At 44.8% G+C, this 17954-nt stretch carries 16 protein-coding genes; 6 read left to right on the top strand and 10 right to left on the bottom strand.

The features are described from left to right. Positions 1-213: 213 nt before the first annotated feature. The 3 genes from G9Q97_RS20720 to G9Q97_RS20705 form a co-directional block, all read right to left on the bottom strand. Entirely contained in the window at positions 214-681 is a 468-nt protein-coding gene (locus G9Q97_RS20720) for a YdeI/OmpD-associated family protein (RefSeq protein WP_166150432.1), read from the bottom strand. 405 nt (positions 682-1086) lie between these two features. Continuing rightward, on the bottom strand, positions 1087-1527 hold the full coding sequence (locus tag G9Q97_RS20715) for a DinB family protein (protein ID WP_166150430.1): 441 nt from the start codon (positions 1525-1527) through the stop codon (positions 1087-1089). 510 nt (positions 1528-2037) lie between these two features. Next, positions 2038-4272 carry an NADP-dependent isocitrate dehydrogenase gene (locus G9Q97_RS20705; RefSeq protein WP_166150426.1) on the bottom strand — a complete coding sequence of 745 codons (2235 nt, stop codon included), beginning with the start codon at positions 4270-4272 and terminating at the stop codon, positions 2038-2040. 171 nt (positions 4273-4443) lie between these two features. Here G9Q97_RS20705 and G9Q97_RS20700 point away from each other — a divergent pair, with 171 nt between their 5' ends. Beyond that, complete coding sequence (locus G9Q97_RS20700; RefSeq protein ID WP_166150424.1) at positions 4444-4983, top strand: CAP domain-containing protein; 540 nt, start codon at positions 4444-4446, stop codon at positions 4981-4983. Positions 4984-5472: 489 nt separating this feature from the next. Here G9Q97_RS20700 and G9Q97_RS20695 read toward each other — a convergent pair whose 3' ends face one another. Continuing rightward, positions 5473-6588 (bottom strand): Fic family protein, encoded by a 1116-nt coding sequence (locus tag G9Q97_RS20695; RefSeq protein WP_166150422.1) that lies wholly within the window; start codon positions 6586-6588, stop codon positions 5473-5475. Between the two features lie 556 nt (positions 6589-7144). Between G9Q97_RS20695 and G9Q97_RS20690 the strand changes: the two genes are divergently transcribed. From G9Q97_RS20690 to G9Q97_RS20670, 5 genes are all read left to right on the top strand, one after another. Further along, positions 7145-7450: a type II toxin-antitoxin system HigB family toxin gene (locus G9Q97_RS20690; RefSeq protein WP_166150420.1), complete on the top strand. Its 306-nt coding sequence runs from the start codon at positions 7145-7147 to the stop codon at positions 7448-7450. A gap of 132 nt (positions 7451-7582) precedes the next feature. After that, positions 7583-7996, top strand: a complete 414-nt coding sequence (locus tag G9Q97_RS20685) for a helix-turn-helix domain-containing protein (RefSeq protein WP_166150418.1) — start codon at positions 7583-7585, stop codon at positions 7994-7996. Between the two features lie 95 nt (positions 7997-8091). Further along, on the top strand, positions 8092-8244 hold the full coding sequence (locus tag G9Q97_RS20680) for a hypothetical protein (protein ID WP_166150416.1): 153 nt from the start codon (positions 8092-8094) through the stop codon (positions 8242-8244). Positions 8245-9077: 833 nt separating this feature from the next. Beyond that, positions 9078-9995, top strand: coding sequence for a sugar phosphate isomerase/epimerase family protein (locus tag G9Q97_RS20675; protein ID WP_246255800.1), 918 nt, complete (start codon positions 9078-9080; stop codon positions 9993-9995). Between the two features lie 198 nt (positions 9996-10193). Beyond that, a complete protein-coding gene (locus G9Q97_RS20670) occupies positions 10194-12845 on the top strand; it encodes a PVC-type heme-binding CxxCH protein (RefSeq protein WP_246255799.1) in 2652 nt (883 codons plus the stop codon). Here the strand turns inward: G9Q97_RS20670 and panB are convergent. From panB to G9Q97_RS20640, 6 genes are all read right to left on the bottom strand, one after another. Continuing rightward, positions 12839-13660: a 3-methyl-2-oxobutanoate hydroxymethyltransferase gene (gene panB / locus G9Q97_RS20665; RefSeq protein WP_166150414.1), complete on the bottom strand. Its 822-nt coding sequence runs from the start codon at positions 13658-13660 to the stop codon at positions 12839-12841. The two genes, G9Q97_RS20670 and panB, sit on opposite strands and share 7 nt — an antisense overlap. A gap of 1 nt (position 13661) precedes the next feature. Continuing rightward, a complete protein-coding gene (locus G9Q97_RS20660) occupies positions 13662-14165 on the bottom strand; it encodes a phosphoribosyltransferase family protein (RefSeq protein ID WP_166150412.1) in 504 nt (167 codons plus the stop codon). Between the two features lie 138 nt (positions 14166-14303). Next, complete coding sequence (rsgA, locus tag G9Q97_RS20655) at positions 14304-15227, bottom strand: ribosome small subunit-dependent GTPase A (protein ID WP_166150410.1); 924 nt, start codon at positions 15225-15227, stop codon at positions 14304-14306. Next, on the bottom strand, positions 15212-16453 hold the full coding sequence (locus G9Q97_RS20650; RefSeq protein WP_166150408.1) for a 3-deoxy-D-manno-octulosonic acid transferase: 1242 nt from the start codon (positions 16451-16453) through the stop codon (positions 15212-15214). Before G9Q97_RS20650 ends, rsgA begins: the two co-directional genes overlap by 16 nt. 9 nt (positions 16454-16462) lie before the next feature. Then, positions 16463-17110: an alpha/beta hydrolase gene (locus G9Q97_RS20645; RefSeq protein ID WP_166150406.1), complete on the bottom strand. Its 648-nt coding sequence runs from the start codon at positions 17108-17110 to the stop codon at positions 16463-16465. Next, the gene (locus G9Q97_RS20640; RefSeq protein WP_166150404.1) at positions 17110-17598 is read right to left on the bottom strand and encodes a cytidine deaminase; all 489 of its coding nucleotides are present in this window, start codon (positions 17596-17598) and stop codon (positions 17110-17112) included. The genes G9Q97_RS20645 and G9Q97_RS20640 overlap by 1 nt, the downstream gene beginning before the upstream one ends. Between the last annotated feature and the right edge of the window lie 356 nt (positions 17599-17954).

Genomic DNA, 17954 nt, shown 5'->3' with positions numbered 1-17954 from the left:
TTCAAATTTCCTATAAAAATAATGAGATTAGCCAACCTTTCAAAAGAATATGTTGGAATCTATGAAAAAACCCATTCATTGCATCAAAGGATTTCTAGGGCTCAATTGAAAAGAAAGCTACCCATGTCTATGTTCGGCTCCACCATGGCCTTATGTCAATAACCGCCAATCCAGGAAGTCCATTATTTCAGCATTTCTTTTAACCGAATGTCGTTAGTTCTGGTTTTTAAGGGATTTATCTAATGTAGCAGCTATTCTTTTTACCTTGGTCTCGTCTGTCCTGGCCGCGTAAATCCATTCAATAAAGGCCTTCTGTTCGCCCTCTGTGAATCGTAAAAACCCTTGATAAGCCTTGGGTTCCATTTTCAAACAAGACACAAGTTCCTCAGGTATCTCCAGGGGGGATTCATCTTTGAACAGAATGATGGTAACAAAATCACCCGCTTTTTTTTGTATTTTTTTTCTTATGGATGCCTTTACCGGTAGAAACAGCCTTCCATTCCCCATGGCCTGCAACCGATAATTTTTAATCTCAAACCCATCGATACTACCCTTAACTTTCACCCAGCCAAAATGTGCGTGTTTATCCTGTGGTATTTCCGGAATTTCCGCGTAGGTCCATCCCCCTTTATTGGGGAATTGCTGTAAAAGGTATTGTTGGTTTACGAGGGGTTCCTCCATTTAAATTTTAAGAGCGGTCAAGGATCAATATGGTGAATTTACATATTTTTCTCTTAAATTAACATCAGTGGTTTCCCCAAAAGAATTTTGGGTTTTGAATGAATAGCCACAAAAGTTTTCCTTTTGACCGCCTTGATTGCAGGCCATTTAAGCCAAATATTCCTTTGATGATCAATTCCGGGATATCATTCAAACAGGTATTGCTTTTACCTGTTTCTAAGTCCGTACAGGCATAGGAATATTTAAAACAAGGTAATCCGCATTTATATCTTTTTGGTTTAACTTTTTCTTTGAAGGATCTGGTTTTTTGAAAATAGGGTTTGATTCTTCGTTAAAAAAAGAGGGGATCCTTGCCAATGCATTTTCAAAGGAATCCCTGATGTGCATGGAATAGATGTACCTTTTTTACCTTTTGTATAAAATATAGTCAGTTTTAATTGGCGCAATGCCACTTTGCCTGAAATCCGAGATGATCTGTCCTTTGTGGTGGCTGAAATGGTTGGCCACGTGGAATAAGATCTCCTGAATCGAATTGGTAAATTCCGTTCCTTTTGAATTGCCATATGCGATCATTTCATCCAGCGCTCTCTCCTCTAAAATCTGTAGGGTTTCCTGATAATTTTCCCGATCCAAACTTTTACAGGCCTCTAGTGGATGGATTTGGTGCACACCTAAGGTGTCTTTTTTGGTAATCCGGGCATTCCAAATTTGCTGGGCATTCAGGGTATGGCAAAAAAGTGGGATGGTTCGATCCGGTAATATTTTTTCGTGTGCAATCAGTTGGTCAATCAATTTTTGATTGAAGCGGTGGTGATAGGTAAAGATGTCGGAAAAGAAGGCTTTCATATTCTAAATCCTTTCCAATAAAATATATTTGAGTTCAACCTTTATGAAAACGACAGAAGTATATAAATTATTAACATATTGGCTTCAATATCGGGATTTTTCAGATCATTTAGAAAATAGTTTGATGGTTTAATTTGATTATTGCTAATCTATTAGGTAGCCCGGCAAACTCATAAAAATCAGCAGCAGATCCAAATTTTAGTGAATCCTCTTTAGTAAGGGGGATTTGGATTCGTTCGGATTTACGGTAAATTTATTACCGGAGCGCTATCTCAGCCCGTTGAAATGGCTCCAATTCAACCTCAGACAGGCATTTCAGCGAATCCCTCCGCCGCGGCGGAGGGATTTGAGTACGTCAGAATTTACGGACAGGGTTTTACCGCAGGTTTTGTCCAGTCCGTTATAACGATACCCATTCAGCACCAATACTCCTGGGTTTTCTGTATAAACACCAAAAGCCACTGTAATCAGTGGCTTTCTGTGCGTAAGCAATTAAAAGAACTTTATAAATTAAGCTACAATGGCCTCCAAAATCTTATTCAACGTAGCACTGGGCCGCATCAGTTTGGAAGTCTTGTTTCCATCGGGACGGTAATAACCACCGATATCCATGGGCTTGCCCTGCGCTCCGATCAACTCCTCATTGATGGCTTTTTCCTTCTCTACCATCTCTTTGGCTACCGGGCCAAATATTTTTTTCAAAGCTTCGTCTTCTTCCTGATTGGCCAGGGCTTCAGCCCAGTACATGGCCAGGTAAAAATGACTGCCCCTGTTGTCTATTTCATTGACTTTTCGGGAAGGGGATTTGCCATTTTCGAGGAATTTGGCTGTGGCCTGATCCAGGGTTTTACCAAGGACCTTTGCCCGCTTGTTATCAAATGTATCTCCCAGGTGGTCCAGAGAAACTGCCAATGCCAGAAACTCTCCCAGAGAATCCCACCTGAGATGGCCTTCTTCTACAAATTGCTGCACATGCTTTGGAGCAGATCCACCCGCACCTGTTTCAAACAAGCCTCCGCCATTCATCAAAGGAACGATGGAAAGCATCTTGGCACTGGTGCCCAACTCCAGAATAGGGAACAAATCGGTAAGGTAATCCCGAAGCACATTTCCCGTAACCGAAATGGTATCCTTTCCAGCCTTGATCCTTTCCAGAGAGAATCTGGTTGCTTCCACCGGAGACATGATCCGGATATCCAGCCCACTGGTATCATGGTCTTTCAGGTATTTTTCTACTTTTTGGATCAATTGGGCATCGTGGGCCCTGTCCTTATCCAACCAAAATACGGCAGGGGAACCGGTAGCTCTGGCTCTGTTAACGGCCAGTTTTACCCAATCCTGAACCGGCGCATCCTTCACCTGACACATCCTCCAGATATCGCCCTTTTCAACAGGATGTTCAAAAATCACTTTTCCGCCTGCATCGCTTACCTTGACCGTTCCATCCGAAGGGATTTCAAAGGTTTTGTCATGGGAGCCGTATTCCTCAGCCTTTTGTGCCATGAGACCTACATTGGGTACGGAACCCATGGTGGTAGGGTCAAAGGCACCATTCTTCTTGCAGAAATCTATGGTTTCCTGATATACGCCTGCATAAGAACGGTCCGGGATGATGGCTTTGGCATCCTGTAATTTATTGTTTTTATTCCACATCTGACCGCTGGAGCGGATCATGGCCGGCATGGAGGCATCGATGATGACATCACTGGGCACATGGAGATTGGTAATGCCTTTGTCAGAATTGACCATGGCCAGGTCCGGACTGTCTGCATAGCAAGCCTCAATATCGGCTTCAATGGCTTTCTTCTTATCAGCCGGCAACTCGTCCAGGGCAGTTACCACCGCTGCAAAACCATTGTTGGGATCTACGCCAAGATTCTTTAAGGTGGCCGCATGCTTTTCAAAAACAGGGGCAAAAAAGACGGTAACCGCATGACCGAATATGATGGGATCAGAAACCTTCATCATGGTGGCCTTCATGTGCAGGGAAAACAATACGCCTTGCTTTTTGGCCTCTTCTTTTTGTTCCTGCAAAAATTTCCTCAGGGCCCGGCTGCTCAAAACAGCCGCATCCACGATTTCTCCGGCCTGAAGTTCCAGCTTCTCCTTCAGGACCTGCTTCTTGCCATCTTTGCTGGTCAATTCTATTTTAACCGATGTGGCTTCAGGGATGGTAACAGATTTTTCGCTACCGTAAAAATCACCTTCCCTCATACTGGCCACATGGGTTTTGGACCCGGAGTCCCATTTGCCCATGCTATGTGGATTGTTTCTGGCAAACTGCTTGACAGCCTGCGGGGCCCTGCGATCTGAATTACCCTCCCGCAAAACCGGATTCACGGCAGAACCTTTTACTTTGTCGTATTTGGCCTGAATGTTTTTCTCTTGTTCATTTTGGGGATCATCAGGATAGTCCGGAAGTGGATACCCCTGGGATTGCAGTTCCCTGATCGCTGCCTTCAATTGAGGCAGGGAAGCACTGATATTGGGCAATTTGACAATATTGGCTTCGGGTGTTTTGGCTATGTCTCCCAATTCGGCCAAAGCATCATTGATCCTTTGATCTGCTTTTAAAAATTCCGGAAAAGTAGCAATGATTCTACCGGAAAGGGAGATGTCCCTGGTCTCCACCACCACACCGGCCGAATCGGTAAAAGCTTTGATGATGGGCAACAAAGAATAGGTGGCCAGAGCCGGTGCCTCATCAGTCAATGTATAAAGTATTTTTGGGGTTTTGTCACTCATATGGTTATTTGTTTTCTGATTTTCGTTAAAAATGAATGTCGATTTAAAATCGGTGGCTAAAATACGAAAAAAAAATGTATTGGCAGCCCGGACTTTCAGAATAACCCAAATTCTCCCCTAGCCAACAAAATTGAAAGCTTATCGTATAAAAACCAGTAATAAATAACCCCTATGATCCTTTACCTGATTTTATTCTGGCTTTTTTTGACCGGTGGGGCAGCCGGATCGTCTGAAAACCAAGTGCTCTCCCCAAATGAAAAACAACTGTTTGAGCTGATCAATACCTACCGGCTGAGCCGGGGACAGGAAGCAGTTCCCCTTTCAACAGCCCTGACAAAAGTAGCACAGATCCACGCCAAAGACCTGATGGGCAATTACCAGCAAAGCAAGCGCTGCAACATGCATTCGTGGTCAAAGGAAGGTGCCTGGACGGATTGCTGCTATAAAGACAACCACAAAGACCCCAACTGCATGTGGGACAAGCCAAAGGAAATCGCTGGATACGACAGCCCCGGATACGAAATTGCCTACTGGCATTCCGCCGCTGCCCTACCGAAAGATGCCCTGGAAGTCTGGAAAAAAAGTCCGGGTCACCATGCGGTCCTGGCCAATTTGCCACCTTTTAACGCTGCCAACTGGAAAGCCATGGGAGTGGGTATTTATAAAGAATATGCGGTGGTCTGGTTTGGGGAGATGGAGGATATTCCATAAAGCCTAATAAAAAGTTGCACCACAGATAGCTCAGATTAACACAGATAAAAAAATGGTACTGGTAGAAGTATGCTGCTGGGTGAAGTATGCCACTTCACCCTGCTATCTTCGGGATTATAAACAATTTAGACCCGCCAAAAAGCCATTTGCAATGGCTGAATGTGCACGCTTTTAGAAATGATTTTTTAAACGGTCTGTCGTTAGGAGCCGGCATTGCAAATGCCTCGCTGGCGTAAATTAAACAATATTAGGGATGTAGATACAATCTACACCCAGTCTTGAAAAAAGAATTGAGACTGGGTGAAGTATGCCACTTCACCCTGCTATCTTCGCTGTCATAAAAAGAAAAAAGCCGACTAAAAGCCATTTGAAATGGCTAAAACTGACCGTTTTAGAGAACGAAATCATTATAGCTTTCCGATAAGATACGGCATTGCAAATGCCTCAGATTTCGTTTGTTAATGGATACCAGGTTGATTTTGTGTGCATTCACCATTCCCCGGAATCATTCAGGTTAAGCGAATACTTTGTGCTTCTGCCTCCTCCGGTGGAAAGAAAGACCCGTTTTTCGGCCAAATCCTGTAAATCTCTTGTTGCGGTGGCTTTTGATGTCCTGGTAAGCGCCGTATATTTCCGGGCACTCATGCCTCCTTCAAATCCCTTTGGTCCTTCTTCTAACATCCGACGTACTACTTTTAGCTGTCTTTCATTTAGGAAAGGGGTATACCGATCAAAAAACCGGGTTTTCTTTAGGGTGAAATCAATTAACCTTTCCGCCTGCTCCTGCGCTTGCATTGCCATAGACAGAAAGTAGGCAATCCAGGATGTCACTTCATTGGATCGCTGTGCTTTCTGTAATGCATCGTAATATTCTTTTTTGTTCGCCTCTATCGCCTGCGAAAGACTTAAAAGAACAGGTCGCTTGAGATATTGAGATAAGGCTTTTTCTGATAAGGCACGGCCAATGCGGCCATTTCCATCCTCAAAAGGATGAATGGTTTCGAAGTATAAATGAGCGACGGCAGCACGCACCACGGGCTTTTTTATTTCTTTTTTGCCCCCTGGTCCTGTTTCATTAAACCAATTGATAAAACCGGCCATTTCCTTGGGTACATTACTGGACGGTGGGGCCTCAAAGTGAATTTTTTCTTTTCCTAAAGCTCCGGATACGACCAGCATTGGCTCTTCATGAGATCTCCAATCACCAACGGTGATACCTTTACTGCCTTTCATAATCATACGATGCCAGGAGAAAAGTTTCTCTTCCGTTAAGGCTTCGTGATACGTATTGCGCACATCCACCATCAGTGCGGCTGCACCTTGTGCCCGCAAATCGTTCACCCGCTGCTGTCCCAAACCCAGCTGATTACGAATAGAAGAAATAACGTCCTGCCGGCTCAAATATTCGCCTTCAATCTCCGATGTTTTAATGGCCTCGGATACCATCAGATCAATAATGGCGTCATTTTGCGTTTCTTTAGGCAAACCCTTCAAAAGGCCACTGACATGACCTGCTTTTTCGGAAAACTTAAAGAGCAGTGGTTCTACTTCGCATAAACGATAGTGAAAACGGGGCCAGTCTTTTAGTTGCCAATTATACCGCATGAGCCGATTATTTTCGTTATTTGGCTCAAATATAATAAAAATATGAGCTGAATAAAAAGCTAATTCGGCTCAAAAATAGAAATAAATCGATGTACATCGGTGGTGAAAAAAGTTGCATCAAAGATAACACAGATTCGCACAGCGTAATTATTAGAGGTTAGGACAATTTCGGTGTCTAAAAAGATCTGTGAAAATCGGTGTGAATCCGTGGTGAAATAAAGCTGAAGGGTGAAGTATGCCACTTTACCCTGCTATCTTCGGGATTACAAACAATTTAGACCCGCCAAAAAGCCATTTGAAATGGCTAAATGTGTACGCTTTTAGAAATGATTTTTTAAACGGTCTGTCCAGGGGACCCGGCATTGCAAATCCCTCGCTGGCGTTAATAAAAGAATAAAAGGGATGTAGATGCAATCACCCACTCAAAAGCTAAGAAACACCAGAAAAAATCTGTGAAAATCGGTGTGAATCCGTGGTGAAAAAAAGGCACCCCTTTTTGTTTTCAAATTGAAAACAAATGAGTAACTTTTAGCGTTTAGTTAAATCAACAAGAGCTTTGAAAAACATCATTCCGCTCAAAAATATAGTTCAATTTTACGAAAAAAATCCAGATGCAAAATCAAGCTTACAAACATGGATTGCCATTACAAGGCACGCAATTTGGCGAAAGCCTTCAGATGTGGTAGCGGATTTTCCAGATGCTGATCCGGTTAAAAACAACAGAGTGGTATTTAACATAGCAAGAAATAAATACCGACTGATTGCTCAGATAAGCTATAAAAGGCAATGGGTTTTCATCAAATTTATTGGAACCCATTCAGCCTATGATAAAGTAGATGCAAACACTATCGAACACTATTAAAGGGTAAACAAATCGGTATCAAGAAACCGAGCCTGCCTGAGGCATTCAGGCATGAGGAAAAATCCCATAGTAGATTGATTATTAAATACCTGGAACGGCAGTCAGGTCTAACCGAAGAAAAAAAAATATAACATGAATTGGAATAAACCAATCACAACCGAACAAGAATATAAAATGTCACTTGCCAGGCTTGCTGAAATTTTTGAAGCAGATGCAGGGAGCGGGGAAGGAATGGAGGCTGAATTGCTGGTCACTTTAATCGATAAATATGAAAGGGAGCACTACCCTGTTTCCCTTCCTGAACCCATAGATGCCATCAAAGAAACAATGGAGAGAAAGAGGCTGATGGATAAAGATTTAATCCCATACATTGGGAGTAAGACAACAGTCAGCCTGGTACTTAACAGGAAAAGAGCCTTGACAATTGAGATGATAAGAAACCTTTCTTCCTTTCTGGGTTTGCCAGTGGAAGTCCTTATTCAGCCATATGAGTTGGCCGCAAAAAATACATCCGTTGTCGAAGGCAAGCCGGATTGCTCAGATTAATACACATAAAAAGTAGCCATAAAATCTTTTTCATATCCTTTGGATTTAATTTTGATTGAAACTACTATAGATACAAAAACTCCTTATTGGAAGCTATGGAAACAGGTAAATCTGCCATTGACAGTGAAGAAAGGCGTGATGCGTTCCAATATTTTTATGATTCAGCGGGTAAAATGATCCGGCAAAAGGAATTTGATCCATATTTTGGGTTCCAACAGATTACCACCACTGAATATTTCTACCATTAGGGACCTCTAAATAAATCGAAAATTATTTTTTCAGACAAAATAATGTGCATGATGAAAAAAGTCAGTTCCAAAACCCCTAAAAGAAAAGATTTTGACAACCTACACCATGCTTATTGAAAATGCAGGCCCCACATGACCCCGGGAAGGTAGAACTTCGATGTGATTTTTCGAAGTAGCAGCAGACCAGGATCGATTCCGGAAATGAAAGGGTAACCTCTACCCAACAGAATTTCTGCTGTGAAACAACAGAGCGGCCCACCCAAATTATATCATTGGAAGATCCCTTAAATGCCCTTATATTCCTTATATGGTTCCAAATTTCTTAACTATAAACTATATAGATCTCTAACTGAATTCCTTGACTTGTACGTTTTCGAGAACGATTTTCTTTACGGTTGGTCCATGGAACCCGGCATTGCAAATGCCTCGATGGCGTAAATAAAACGATAAAAGGGATGTAGATACAATCTACACCCAGTCCTGGAAAAAGAATAGAGACTGGGTGAAGTATACCACTTCACCCTGGTATCATCGCTGTCGCAAACAAAAAGGGGCCGCCCGAAAGCCATTTGCAATGGCTAAAATTGGTCGTTTTGTAGAACGAAATTCATTATAGCTTTCCGATAAGATCCGGCATTGCAAATGCCTCGCTGACGTTAAAAAAATGATAAAAGGGATGTAGTTACAAACTACACCCAGTCTAGTAGGAGGGAGCTAGTGGCTTGAGCCTGCGTTCAATGAACCAAAATTAATAGACCATGAAGGATTAATGCTGCAAAATACTTCTCCTGATTTGAATTTTTAGTACTTTAGGAGACGATAAAAAGTAGATCATGAAACACTTTAACCTTCAGGATTCAGCACATGACCGACGCAAATTTCTAAAAAAGGCAGGTTTGGGCATGGCAGGCCTGGCATCTTTTCAGGCAGCATCGCTGGCAAATTCCCGGCATTCAACAAACCAATCAAAAAATGTGGAATTGGCCATTGCCACCATCACCTGTGACGGTTTTGGGGATGAAAATTTTGAAAAAGCATTTCAGGTCATTCCTCAACTTCCCTTTAAAAATGTAGAGTTCAACTGCTGGTATGGCAGAAACCTTACCCCTTCGGGCATTGGCAGCATACAGCAACGCTGCGATGAACATGGCTTAACCCCCATCTGTGTGCAGGGCAGTTCCTTTGGGGCAGAAGGAAACATCGTAAAGGATGTTGCCCATAAACTGTGGCTGATGGAAGCGGCAAAAAAACTCGGTTGCCGCCGGGTCAAATGCACCGGAGCAGGACGTGGGAAAGCTGGCGGTCCGGAGGCGGTGGTGGAAATCGTGCGGGAACTTGCCCCCGCAGCGGAAGAAATGGATGTACTGCTCCTGCTGGAAAACCACGCCAATAACAACATCGAATTCATTGAGGATTATGAGAATATATTTGATGCCATCAATTCCACCCATGTAGGGATGTGTATGGACAATGCGCACTTCAATGGTTCCAACGTGGACCTGTTGGAGGTAGTGGATAAATTTCACGAAAAAATCCTGCACATCGACATCAAAGATACGGAGAAAATGGGCGTGCATAAAGTAGTGAATTTTGGAGAAGGAGTAACCGACAACGATGGGGTGATTCAGAAAATGTTGGACTATGGCTATGAGGGCTATTTGTTGGTAGAAATGGCCCCTCCCCTGAATGAAACTACCCTGGTAAAAGACCTCACGCGTGCTTACCAATTATTCGAAAAATACCAGAAATAGTGATTGCATTATTCCATCATCCGCCAACCTTAGTTGCGTTTTGATGAATAAAATCCTGTCAAAAAAATAAGAAAGCGTAAAACCTGTCAGGTTTAATCTTCTCAACGTTTATTATTGGCTGAAAACCAAAAAAACCTGACAGGTTTCCGAATTTCAAATACCAATCAAAGTACTTCCAAAAGAACAAAGTACTCCGTTATGTATTTAAAAAAACCAGACCTGTTCCTGTTTGCACATTTCATTTTATGGGTACCTGTTATTTTCTCCTGTGAAAACAGTGAGGTAAAAAATGGGCCCATGGTAGTGGACGGCGTCACCGTTTTGGACGAGCGGCTGGAATTGACCCTGATGAAGCAGGATCCTGAAATTGTCACGCCTATTGGCATTGCCGTGGATGAAAAAGACAGGGTATATGTCTTGGAATCCCATACCCATCTGCCACCAAAAGACTATCAGGGTCCGGACCATGATCTCATCAAAGTTTATGAGGACGGCAATGGAGACGGGAACTGGGACAGGGAGTCCGTCTTTGCGGAAGGATTATTTGAGGGTTTGAATATCGCTTTTTCTCCGGAAGGACATTTGTTTGCGGTTACCTCTAAAGAGGTGTGGAAATTTTATGACGAGGATGGAGACGGGATCAGCGAAAGAAGCGAAAAACTGATGGCATTTACCAAACCCGGACAGGTCTATGCCCATGCCGCCATCCTGAGCATTGCCTTCGACACGGAAGGGTATATGTATATCGGCAGGGGCAACACCGGGGCAGCCCACTGGATTTTTCAGGGCAGTGATGGCAAGGAAGTGTCGGGTTATGGAGATGGCGGCAATATTCTTCGTGCCAAAACGGATGGGACAGAACTGGAAATATTTTCTACGGGATACTGGAATCCCTTTGACCTGAAGTTTGATAACTACGGTCGCTTGCTGGTAGCCGACAATGATCCGGACAGCCGGGGTCCAAACAGACTGGTTCATGCGGTAAAAGGCTCCGACTTTGGCTACCAATCCTTGTTTGGGGGTAGCGGGATTCACCCCTACCTGGCCTGGAATGGTGAATTGCCGGGAACCCTACCCTATGCAGCCCCATTGGGAGAATCGCCTTCCGGACTCCTGAACGCCAACCTGGGCAGACTGCCTCAAGATTACCATGATCAGATGCTCTGTACCATTTGGGAGGAAAGCAGCATCGTCCGGATTGCCCTGGAAGAAAAGGGGTTGTCCCTGACCGGATCCACCGAGGTGATTTTACGGGGGGGCAAAAATTTCCGGCCGGTGGCATTTGCCGCTGACAGTAAAGGCAATATTTATTTTACCGATTGGGTGGAAAGAGTATATCCCAACCATGGGAAAGGGAAAATATGGAAGCTTTCGGCAAAAGAAAATACCGAACATTTGGCGCAAAGAAGCCTGTACGATCCACCTATAGCCAACGAAAAGGTGAAGCGGTTAAACCAATTGCTTTCAAAATCGACTAATTTTGACCAGCATTTCAAAAACCTCCAATCCAATGATCCTTTTGTAAGACATACTGCGGTGATGGGTTTAAGCAGGGAGGTGCACCGGAAAAAACTGGAGCAGGCCATGCAGGACGCATCAGCTGATGTAAGGTTGAGCGCACTTTTGGCACTCCGGCATTCCGATCATCCCAGGGAAGCCGCCCTGGCCCGGCAATTTTTAGAAGATCCTGATCCAGAAATAAGAAGAATGGCACTGATCTGGATCGGCAGTCATGGACTGGCATCCCAAAGGGAAAACCTGGAGCGGGCCCTTACTGCCGGAGATTTTACGACCCAATTGTTCGAAACCTATCTGGAAACGGTAAAACTCCTGGAACCACAATTCCAGAAGGCATACCAGAATAAACAGGAAGAAATCTCCAAGCGGATCCCTTTAGAATTACCAGATGAATTCATTGCGGGAATTGTCAGTGATCCCTCCAATCCTTCTCAAATGAGAGCCTTTGCCCTTCGGTATCTCGAAGATCCGGCCGATCAGAAAGAACTTCTGCTGGAATTTTTATCCCTGGAAAAAGAGGAGTACCTGCTAATGGAAGTTATCCAGACCCTGGCCAATGTACCTGATCCACAGGTGGCGGATGTCCTGCTTCAGATCAGTTTATCAACAAATAAACCCGTCAATCTACGGGCAGAATCCTTGTCGGCACTCTCCAGGCAGCCCCTGAAAGAATGGAGGGAAATTATTCCACTATTAGAAGTTTCCAGTGAAAACCTGGCCATAGCTGCGGCAAGGTATCTTCGGGCCAAAAGTGGAGAAGAAGCCGTAAAGCTAGCCATGGAGCGGGTTTTGAATGACGGAAGCACTTGTGACAGTGAAGGCTTGCGGCAGCAGTTGATGCTGGCCTTGTCACAGGACACCGGCCAACGACCCGATCCTCAGGAATTGGATGCGTGGAACTCCCTACTTGAAGGCCCGGCCGATCCCGACCGGGGAAGGAGGGTATTTTATTCCAACACTTCGCTTTGCTCCACCTGTCATGTAGTAGGTGCCCGCGGCGGGGACCTGGGACCCGACCTGAGCAATGTAGGCAAATCAAAGGATAGAAGGGGGCTGATCGGCTCCATCCTTTTGCCATCCGAAGAAATGAGTCCGGAATGGCAGGGCTGGTTCATTGAAATGAAAGATGGTACCCGATATGATGGCCGGCAGATAGATGTGGGCTATGAAGACATCAAGTTGTATACCCAGGCAGAGGGGTTTGTCCAGGTAAAAAAAGCGGATGCTTTGGAATATGGCATGTCAGCAACATCCCTGATGCCCGAAGGCCTGGAAAAGCGGCTAAGCAATCAGGACCTGAAAGATCTGCTGGCCTTTCTGGAAAGTCAGTAGCTCTCTTTTTCGTTGGGAAAATCCTTTGCTTTTACATCTTTGATGTAATTGCTGACGGCCTGGTGCATGGTGCTGCGTATGTCTGCATATTGCCGGAGAAACCTGGGCTGAAACTCCTGGGTGATGCCCAGCATATCGTGCAATACCAGCACCTGCCCGTCCACGTCGGGGCCGGCACCAATTCCGATTACTGGAATAGAAACCTGCTCTGCCACTTTTTTGGCCAGTTTGGCAGGTATTTTTTCCAGCACCAGCGCAAAACAGCCACAGTCTTCCAGAATTTTGGCATCTTCCAGCAATTTGTTGGCCTCATCCTTTTCCTTGGCCCTGACGGTATAGGTGCCAAATTTATAAATGGATTGGGGAGTAAGACCCAAATGGCCCATTACCGGGACACCCGCACTTAAAATCCGGACCACCGATTCTTTGATCTCCGCTCCCCCCTCCACCTTTACGGCATGGGCTCCTGACTCCTTCATGATGCGGATCGCAGAGCGCAAGGCTTCAGAGCTATTGCCCTGATAGGATCCAAAGGGAATGTCTACCACTACCAATGCCCTTTCCACTGCGCGCACCACTGAGGTGGCATGGTAAATCATCTGATCTAGGGTAATGGGAAGCGTCGTTTCATGGCCGGCCATTACATTGGAGGCCGAGTCGCCCACCAAAATCATATCTATGCCGGCACTGTCCACAATTCCGGCCATCGAAAAATCATAGGCGGTAAGCATGGAGATCTTTTCATTCCGCTTTTTCATCTCCTGCAGGATATGCGTGGTAATCCGTTTCAAGTGGGTAGATTGGTGTACAGACATATCAGTGCAGGTGAACGGTGGAGGCTTCAGGTTGTAAATCTACAGTAATGTGTTCGCTAAGGGTAGTGGCCAGTTCGAATCCGGTATAGTCAGGGGAAACGGGAAACAACTTGTGACTTCTGTTCACCAGTACGGCCACTTCTATTTGTTTGACATTGTCTTCCAAAAAAGGCACCATGGCATAAGCCAGGGTTTTACCCGTATTGAGTACATCGTCGACCAGGATGATGCATTTTCCGCCAAAGGGTCCTTTATCCGATAGCCTAACCTCTCCTAACTTTGGATTGGATTTATCCAGGCTTACGGCGATCAGATCCACCTTTATGGGAGCTATTTCACTCAGCTTTTCAGCGATCAATCCGGCCAGGACATGACCCATGCCCGTCAATCCGGCAAATATCAATGCTGTTTCTCCCACATTGCGTTCATAAATTTCATAGGCTATCCGCACGATTTTCTGTTGGATTTGCTTGTGGTTCAGCACCAGGGTTTTTGTTTCACTCATGGGACAATTAGGATTTTAACCCGAAGAAGTATCCGGATGAAATAAAAAAGAAAATTACTTCAAAAGAAACTGATTTCAAAGGATTGCCGATTTTTTACGGCTTCCGGTGTCCTGACGTCTCGCCGGATTCCACGTCAACTAGCGGTGGTCATCTTCTTCATACAAAATCTTCAGGTAGCTTTCATAGCGATAGGGATGAATGTATCCCTCCTCCAGTACTTCCAATACCTTGCATCCCGGTTCATTGACATGCTGGCAATTATTGTATTTGCATTGGCCCAGGTATTTTCTCAATTCCACAAAGTAGTGAGAGAGCTCTTCATCACCAATATCCAATATGCCAAATTCCTTGATGCCGGGCGTGTCCACGATGTACCCCTCCTTGCCAAAGGAAAACATTTCGGCAAAGGTAGTGGTATGTGTCCCTTTAGATGTAGATTTTGATACCGGTTGGGTGCTTTGCCGGGCAGTTGGCACCAGCCGGTTGAGCAGGGTAGATTTGCCCACTCCGGAATGTCCGGTCATCAGCGTGGTCTTGCCGTCCAGCTGTGCACCCAGTGACAAAACCAGTTCCTCATCATATAGGGCTGAAACCAGGATTACCGGATAGCCCAAAGGCTCGTAGATTTCTTTTATCAGCGCTGCATACTCCTTGTCCTTTTCCTTGATGATCTCATCAGACTTATTGATGATGATGCTGGCTGGAATCCGGAAACTTTCCGTGCTTACCAAAAACCGGTCAATAAAACCAAGTGAGGTCCTGGGGTTTCTCACGGTCACTACCAGGTAAGCCTGATCCACATTGGAAGCCAGTATATGCGAGAAGTGCTGCTTCCGGGTAGATTTCCTGATGATGTAGTTTTCCCTGGGAAGGATTTCACTGATGACTGCTGTTTCCTGGTCTTTCTCCTTTTGCAGGAGCACATAATCTCCCACCGCAATGGGATTGGTGAGTTTGAGCTCATCCTGCTTGAATTTGCCCCTCAGCCGGGCTTTTAACAGGCCTTCCGGGGTTTGCACTTCGTACCAGGATCCTGTTGTTTTGATTACCCTTCCTTCCATGTTGTTTCTTTGATGGTCTCGATGGTTTTTTCTGCACTGCCCAGGTTGGCCAATAGTAGCTTTCTGGCAGCCTGGCAGGCCTTTTGATAGGGTTCAGGCTGCATCAGTTGGTTCATGGTTTCAGCCAACATTGCATTATTTTTTACTGGAAAGCCACAGCCATATGTTTCGCTGATGCCTGCCTCCGGAAACCTGGATACTTGTTTCAGCTCTCCAAACATGACCGGTATGCCAAAAGCCAGCGGCTCCAGAATATTGTGAAGGCCTTTACCAAAAGCTCCTCCCACATATGCCCATCGGCCAAATTGGTAGAGGGAGGAAAGCATACCAATATTATCGATGATCAGTACCTGCCAATCACTTTTATATGCCGAATACCTGATGCAGCGTTTTTGGATGGCTTGTTGCCAACGCTGAATCATAGGCCCCTGAATGTCATGCGGGGCAAGGATAAATTGAATATCGGCCGACTGGTTGATCCAGGGAATCAGCAGGTCCATGTCTTCCTGCCATACACTCCCCAGCACCATAACAGGAGCGTTGATTCCCTCCCGGATATCCGGAAAAGACTTGGGCTGAGTGCTGATCCGGGCCACGTTATCAAACCTTGGGTCTCCCGTGACACTTACCCGGGTACAATTGATTTTTTCCAAAAGATCTTTGGACAGGCTGTTCTGGGTAAAAATATGGTCGAATTGGCAAAGCAGGTTTCGGAAAAAACCACCATACCATTTAAAATAGACCTGTTCCGCTCTGAAAGCTGCCGCCACCAGAAAGAGCGGAATAGCCTGCTTTTTCAATTCTCTTATATGATTCGCCCAAAGGTCATATTTGATAAAAACAGCCATATCCGGTGAAAGGATTTTCACAAATCTTTTGGCATGGGAAGGGGTGTCGGTGGGAATATAGGTAATGTGATCCACCCACAACTGTTTTTTTCTGATCGCCTGTTCATAGCCTGAAGGGCTGAAAAAGGAAACGGCTACTGCCCAAAAGGGATATTTCTCCTTGAAGGCAGCAATTACCGGTTTCGCCTGTTCGTATTCCCCAAGGGAGGCCACATGAAACCAGACCAGTGGACTCGGATGTTTTTTTCTAAATGCCTCCAGTTTTTCAAACAAGCCTTCTCTTCCCGATACCCCCTGTTTCAACCTGGGTGACCAATGGCTGCCCAGCTTCATCAGCCCATCCATCAGCAACATCCCCAGTTGATATAAAATCTTCATGGGGCAAAATTACATCAAAAATATTTCTTTGAGCAACCCAGTCTCCAGTTCATGTCCTCCGGGATAATATTTGATTTGTAACTGAGCTATGCCAGGAACGGTAAGTTGTTTCATTTGCACCTGAAAATTTTCGGTTTTCAGAAATGGATCTTCTTCTCCCAATGCTGCGATTACCCGGCAATTGGCTAAGGTCTTTTGAAGTAAATTTGGATCCAGGTCATGGGCAGGAGCGCCTCCCCAGAAAACGACCTTGTCCAAATCCAGTCCTGCCTGACAGATCCAACGGCTCATGGTGGCAGCTCCTTGAGAAAAGCCCAAAACATGTATGGATTGGAGTAGGGGAAGTTGTTGCCGCAGGTTTTTCATCAGGGCATTCAGGTAGTTGTTGGCATTCGCCATATCGTTCTCCCGCTCATGTTTGGTCATCCAGTTGGCACCCACTCTTCCGGAAAAACCCTTCAGATAAAAGCGGTTGAGACCTTCAGGAGCCGCAATCAGGGTCGTGGGGTGAAATAGTGCTGAAAATTTCCTGAGAAAAAAATTCCCCAATTGCCCGTATCCATGAAAAACCAGCCAAAGGGAGTTCTCTTCTCCAGATGGCTGATGGCTCAGGTGGTACAAGTGCTGCTGTTGGTAGGTAATATTTTGCCGGACCATTACTGATTCAGGTCTTCAAATTTAAAGGGCAGCAAGGCATCTATTCCATCGGCCTGAAGTACCGTTCCATCCGGCCGGTACATCAGTATTTCGATGGGCTTTTTGAATTTCATTTCGTATTCACTGATGCTTTGCCTGCAAAGTCCGCAAGGGGTGACGGTGGCTAATCCACTATTATCCGCTTTTTTTGCCACAATGGCCAGGATTTCCGGTTTCTGATCGGGGTGGTTGGCATGGGTATAACCCAGCAAAAGTCGCTCTGCACATATCCCCACCGGAAAACAGATGTTTTCCTGATTGTTGGCCCAAAAGGTTTGCCCATTTTCCAAAACTACTGCTGCACCAACCCGAAAATTAGAATAGGGAGCATAAGCCAGGTCAACTGCTTTGGTGGCCAGTTGGATCAAATCCTTACGCTTAGCATCCAGATCATTCCAGGGGATAACCTGTAAAGTGTTGGTATGTGTAATTTTTTGGTATTCTTTCACGTGTTTATAATTTGTTTTTAATAAGCCACATGCCCGCCCGGCTGACGCCAGTCGGACGGGGAATCTTTGACGATTTCATGCAATATCCTTAAATTATCCAATTAACATTTTGTGTTAATTCAATAGCTACAGTAAATATTCGGATTTTTACTTTCTGATACCGAAGCTTTCTATAAATAACAGAAAAAAATTTGAATCAAATTGGACTAAATTATTTTTTTTATGTTTAACTTAATTTTTTAATTTCATGAAAATCAAAACCAAATACCGGCACTATAGTTTTAATTCTTGGAATACGGGTTAAAAAAACACTTGAAAATCCGGTCCTTTAAGGTCTTTCAGACAAGTAAAGCATA

It is taken from the genome of Cyclobacterium plantarum, from assembly GCF_011290685.1.
GTDB lineage: Bacteria > Bacteroidota > Bacteroidia > Cytophagales > Cyclobacteriaceae > Cyclobacterium > Cyclobacterium plantarum.
The sequence above is the reverse complement of the archived record's forward strand: the minus strand, read 5'-3'. Positions and strand labels throughout refer to the sequence as shown.

What these genes read in the sequence shown, in the direction of transcription:
- G9Q97_RS20695 (WP_166150422.1), bottom strand. Translation starts at nt 6,588, where the DNA reads ATGCGGTATAATTGGCAACTAAAAGACTGGCCCCGTTTTCACTATCGT.
- G9Q97_RS20660 (WP_166150412.1), bottom strand. Translation starts at nt 14,165, where the DNA reads ATGAGTGAAACAAAAACCCTGGTGCTGAACCACAAGCAAATCCAACAG.
- rsgA (WP_166150410.1), bottom strand. Translation starts at nt 15,227, where the DNA reads ATGGAAGGAAGGGTAATCAAAACAACAGGATCCTGGTACGAAGTGCAA.
- G9Q97_RS20675 (WP_246255800.1), top strand. Translation starts at nt 9,078, where the DNA reads ATGAAACACTTTAACCTTCAGGATTCAGCACATGACCGACGCAAATTT.
- G9Q97_RS20715 (WP_166150430.1), bottom strand. Translation starts at nt 1,527, where the DNA reads ATGAAAGCCTTCTTTTCCGACATCTTTACCTATCACCACCGCTTCAAT.
- G9Q97_RS20720 (WP_166150432.1), bottom strand. Translation starts at nt 681, where the DNA reads ATGGAGGAACCCCTCGTAAACCAACAATACCTTTTACAGCAATTCCCC.
- G9Q97_RS20645 (WP_166150406.1), bottom strand. Translation starts at nt 17,110, where the DNA reads ATGGTCCGGCAAAATATTACCTACCAACAGCAGCACTTGTACCACCTG.
- G9Q97_RS20700 (WP_166150424.1), top strand. Translation starts at nt 4,444, where the DNA reads ATGATCCTTTACCTGATTTTATTCTGGCTTTTTTTGACCGGTGGGGCA.
- G9Q97_RS20705 (WP_166150426.1), bottom strand. Translation starts at nt 4,272, where the DNA reads ATGAGTGACAAAACCCCAAAAATACTTTATACATTGACTGATGAGGCA.
- G9Q97_RS20685 (WP_166150418.1), top strand. Translation starts at nt 7,583, where the DNA reads ATGAATTGGAATAAACCAATCACAACCGAACAAGAATATAAAATGTCA.
- G9Q97_RS20680 (WP_166150416.1), top strand. Translation starts at nt 8,092, where the DNA reads ATGGAAACAGGTAAATCTGCCATTGACAGTGAAGAAAGGCGTGATGCG.
- G9Q97_RS20650 (WP_166150408.1), bottom strand. Translation starts at nt 16,453, where the DNA reads ATGAAGATTTTATATCAACTGGGGATGTTGCTGATGGATGGGCTGATG.
- G9Q97_RS20670 (WP_246255799.1), top strand. Translation starts at nt 10,194, where the DNA reads ATGTATTTAAAAAAACCAGACCTGTTCCTGTTTGCACATTTCATTTTA.
- panB (WP_166150414.1), bottom strand. Translation starts at nt 13,660, where the DNA reads ATGTCTGTACACCAATCTACCCACTTGAAACGGATTACCACGCATATC.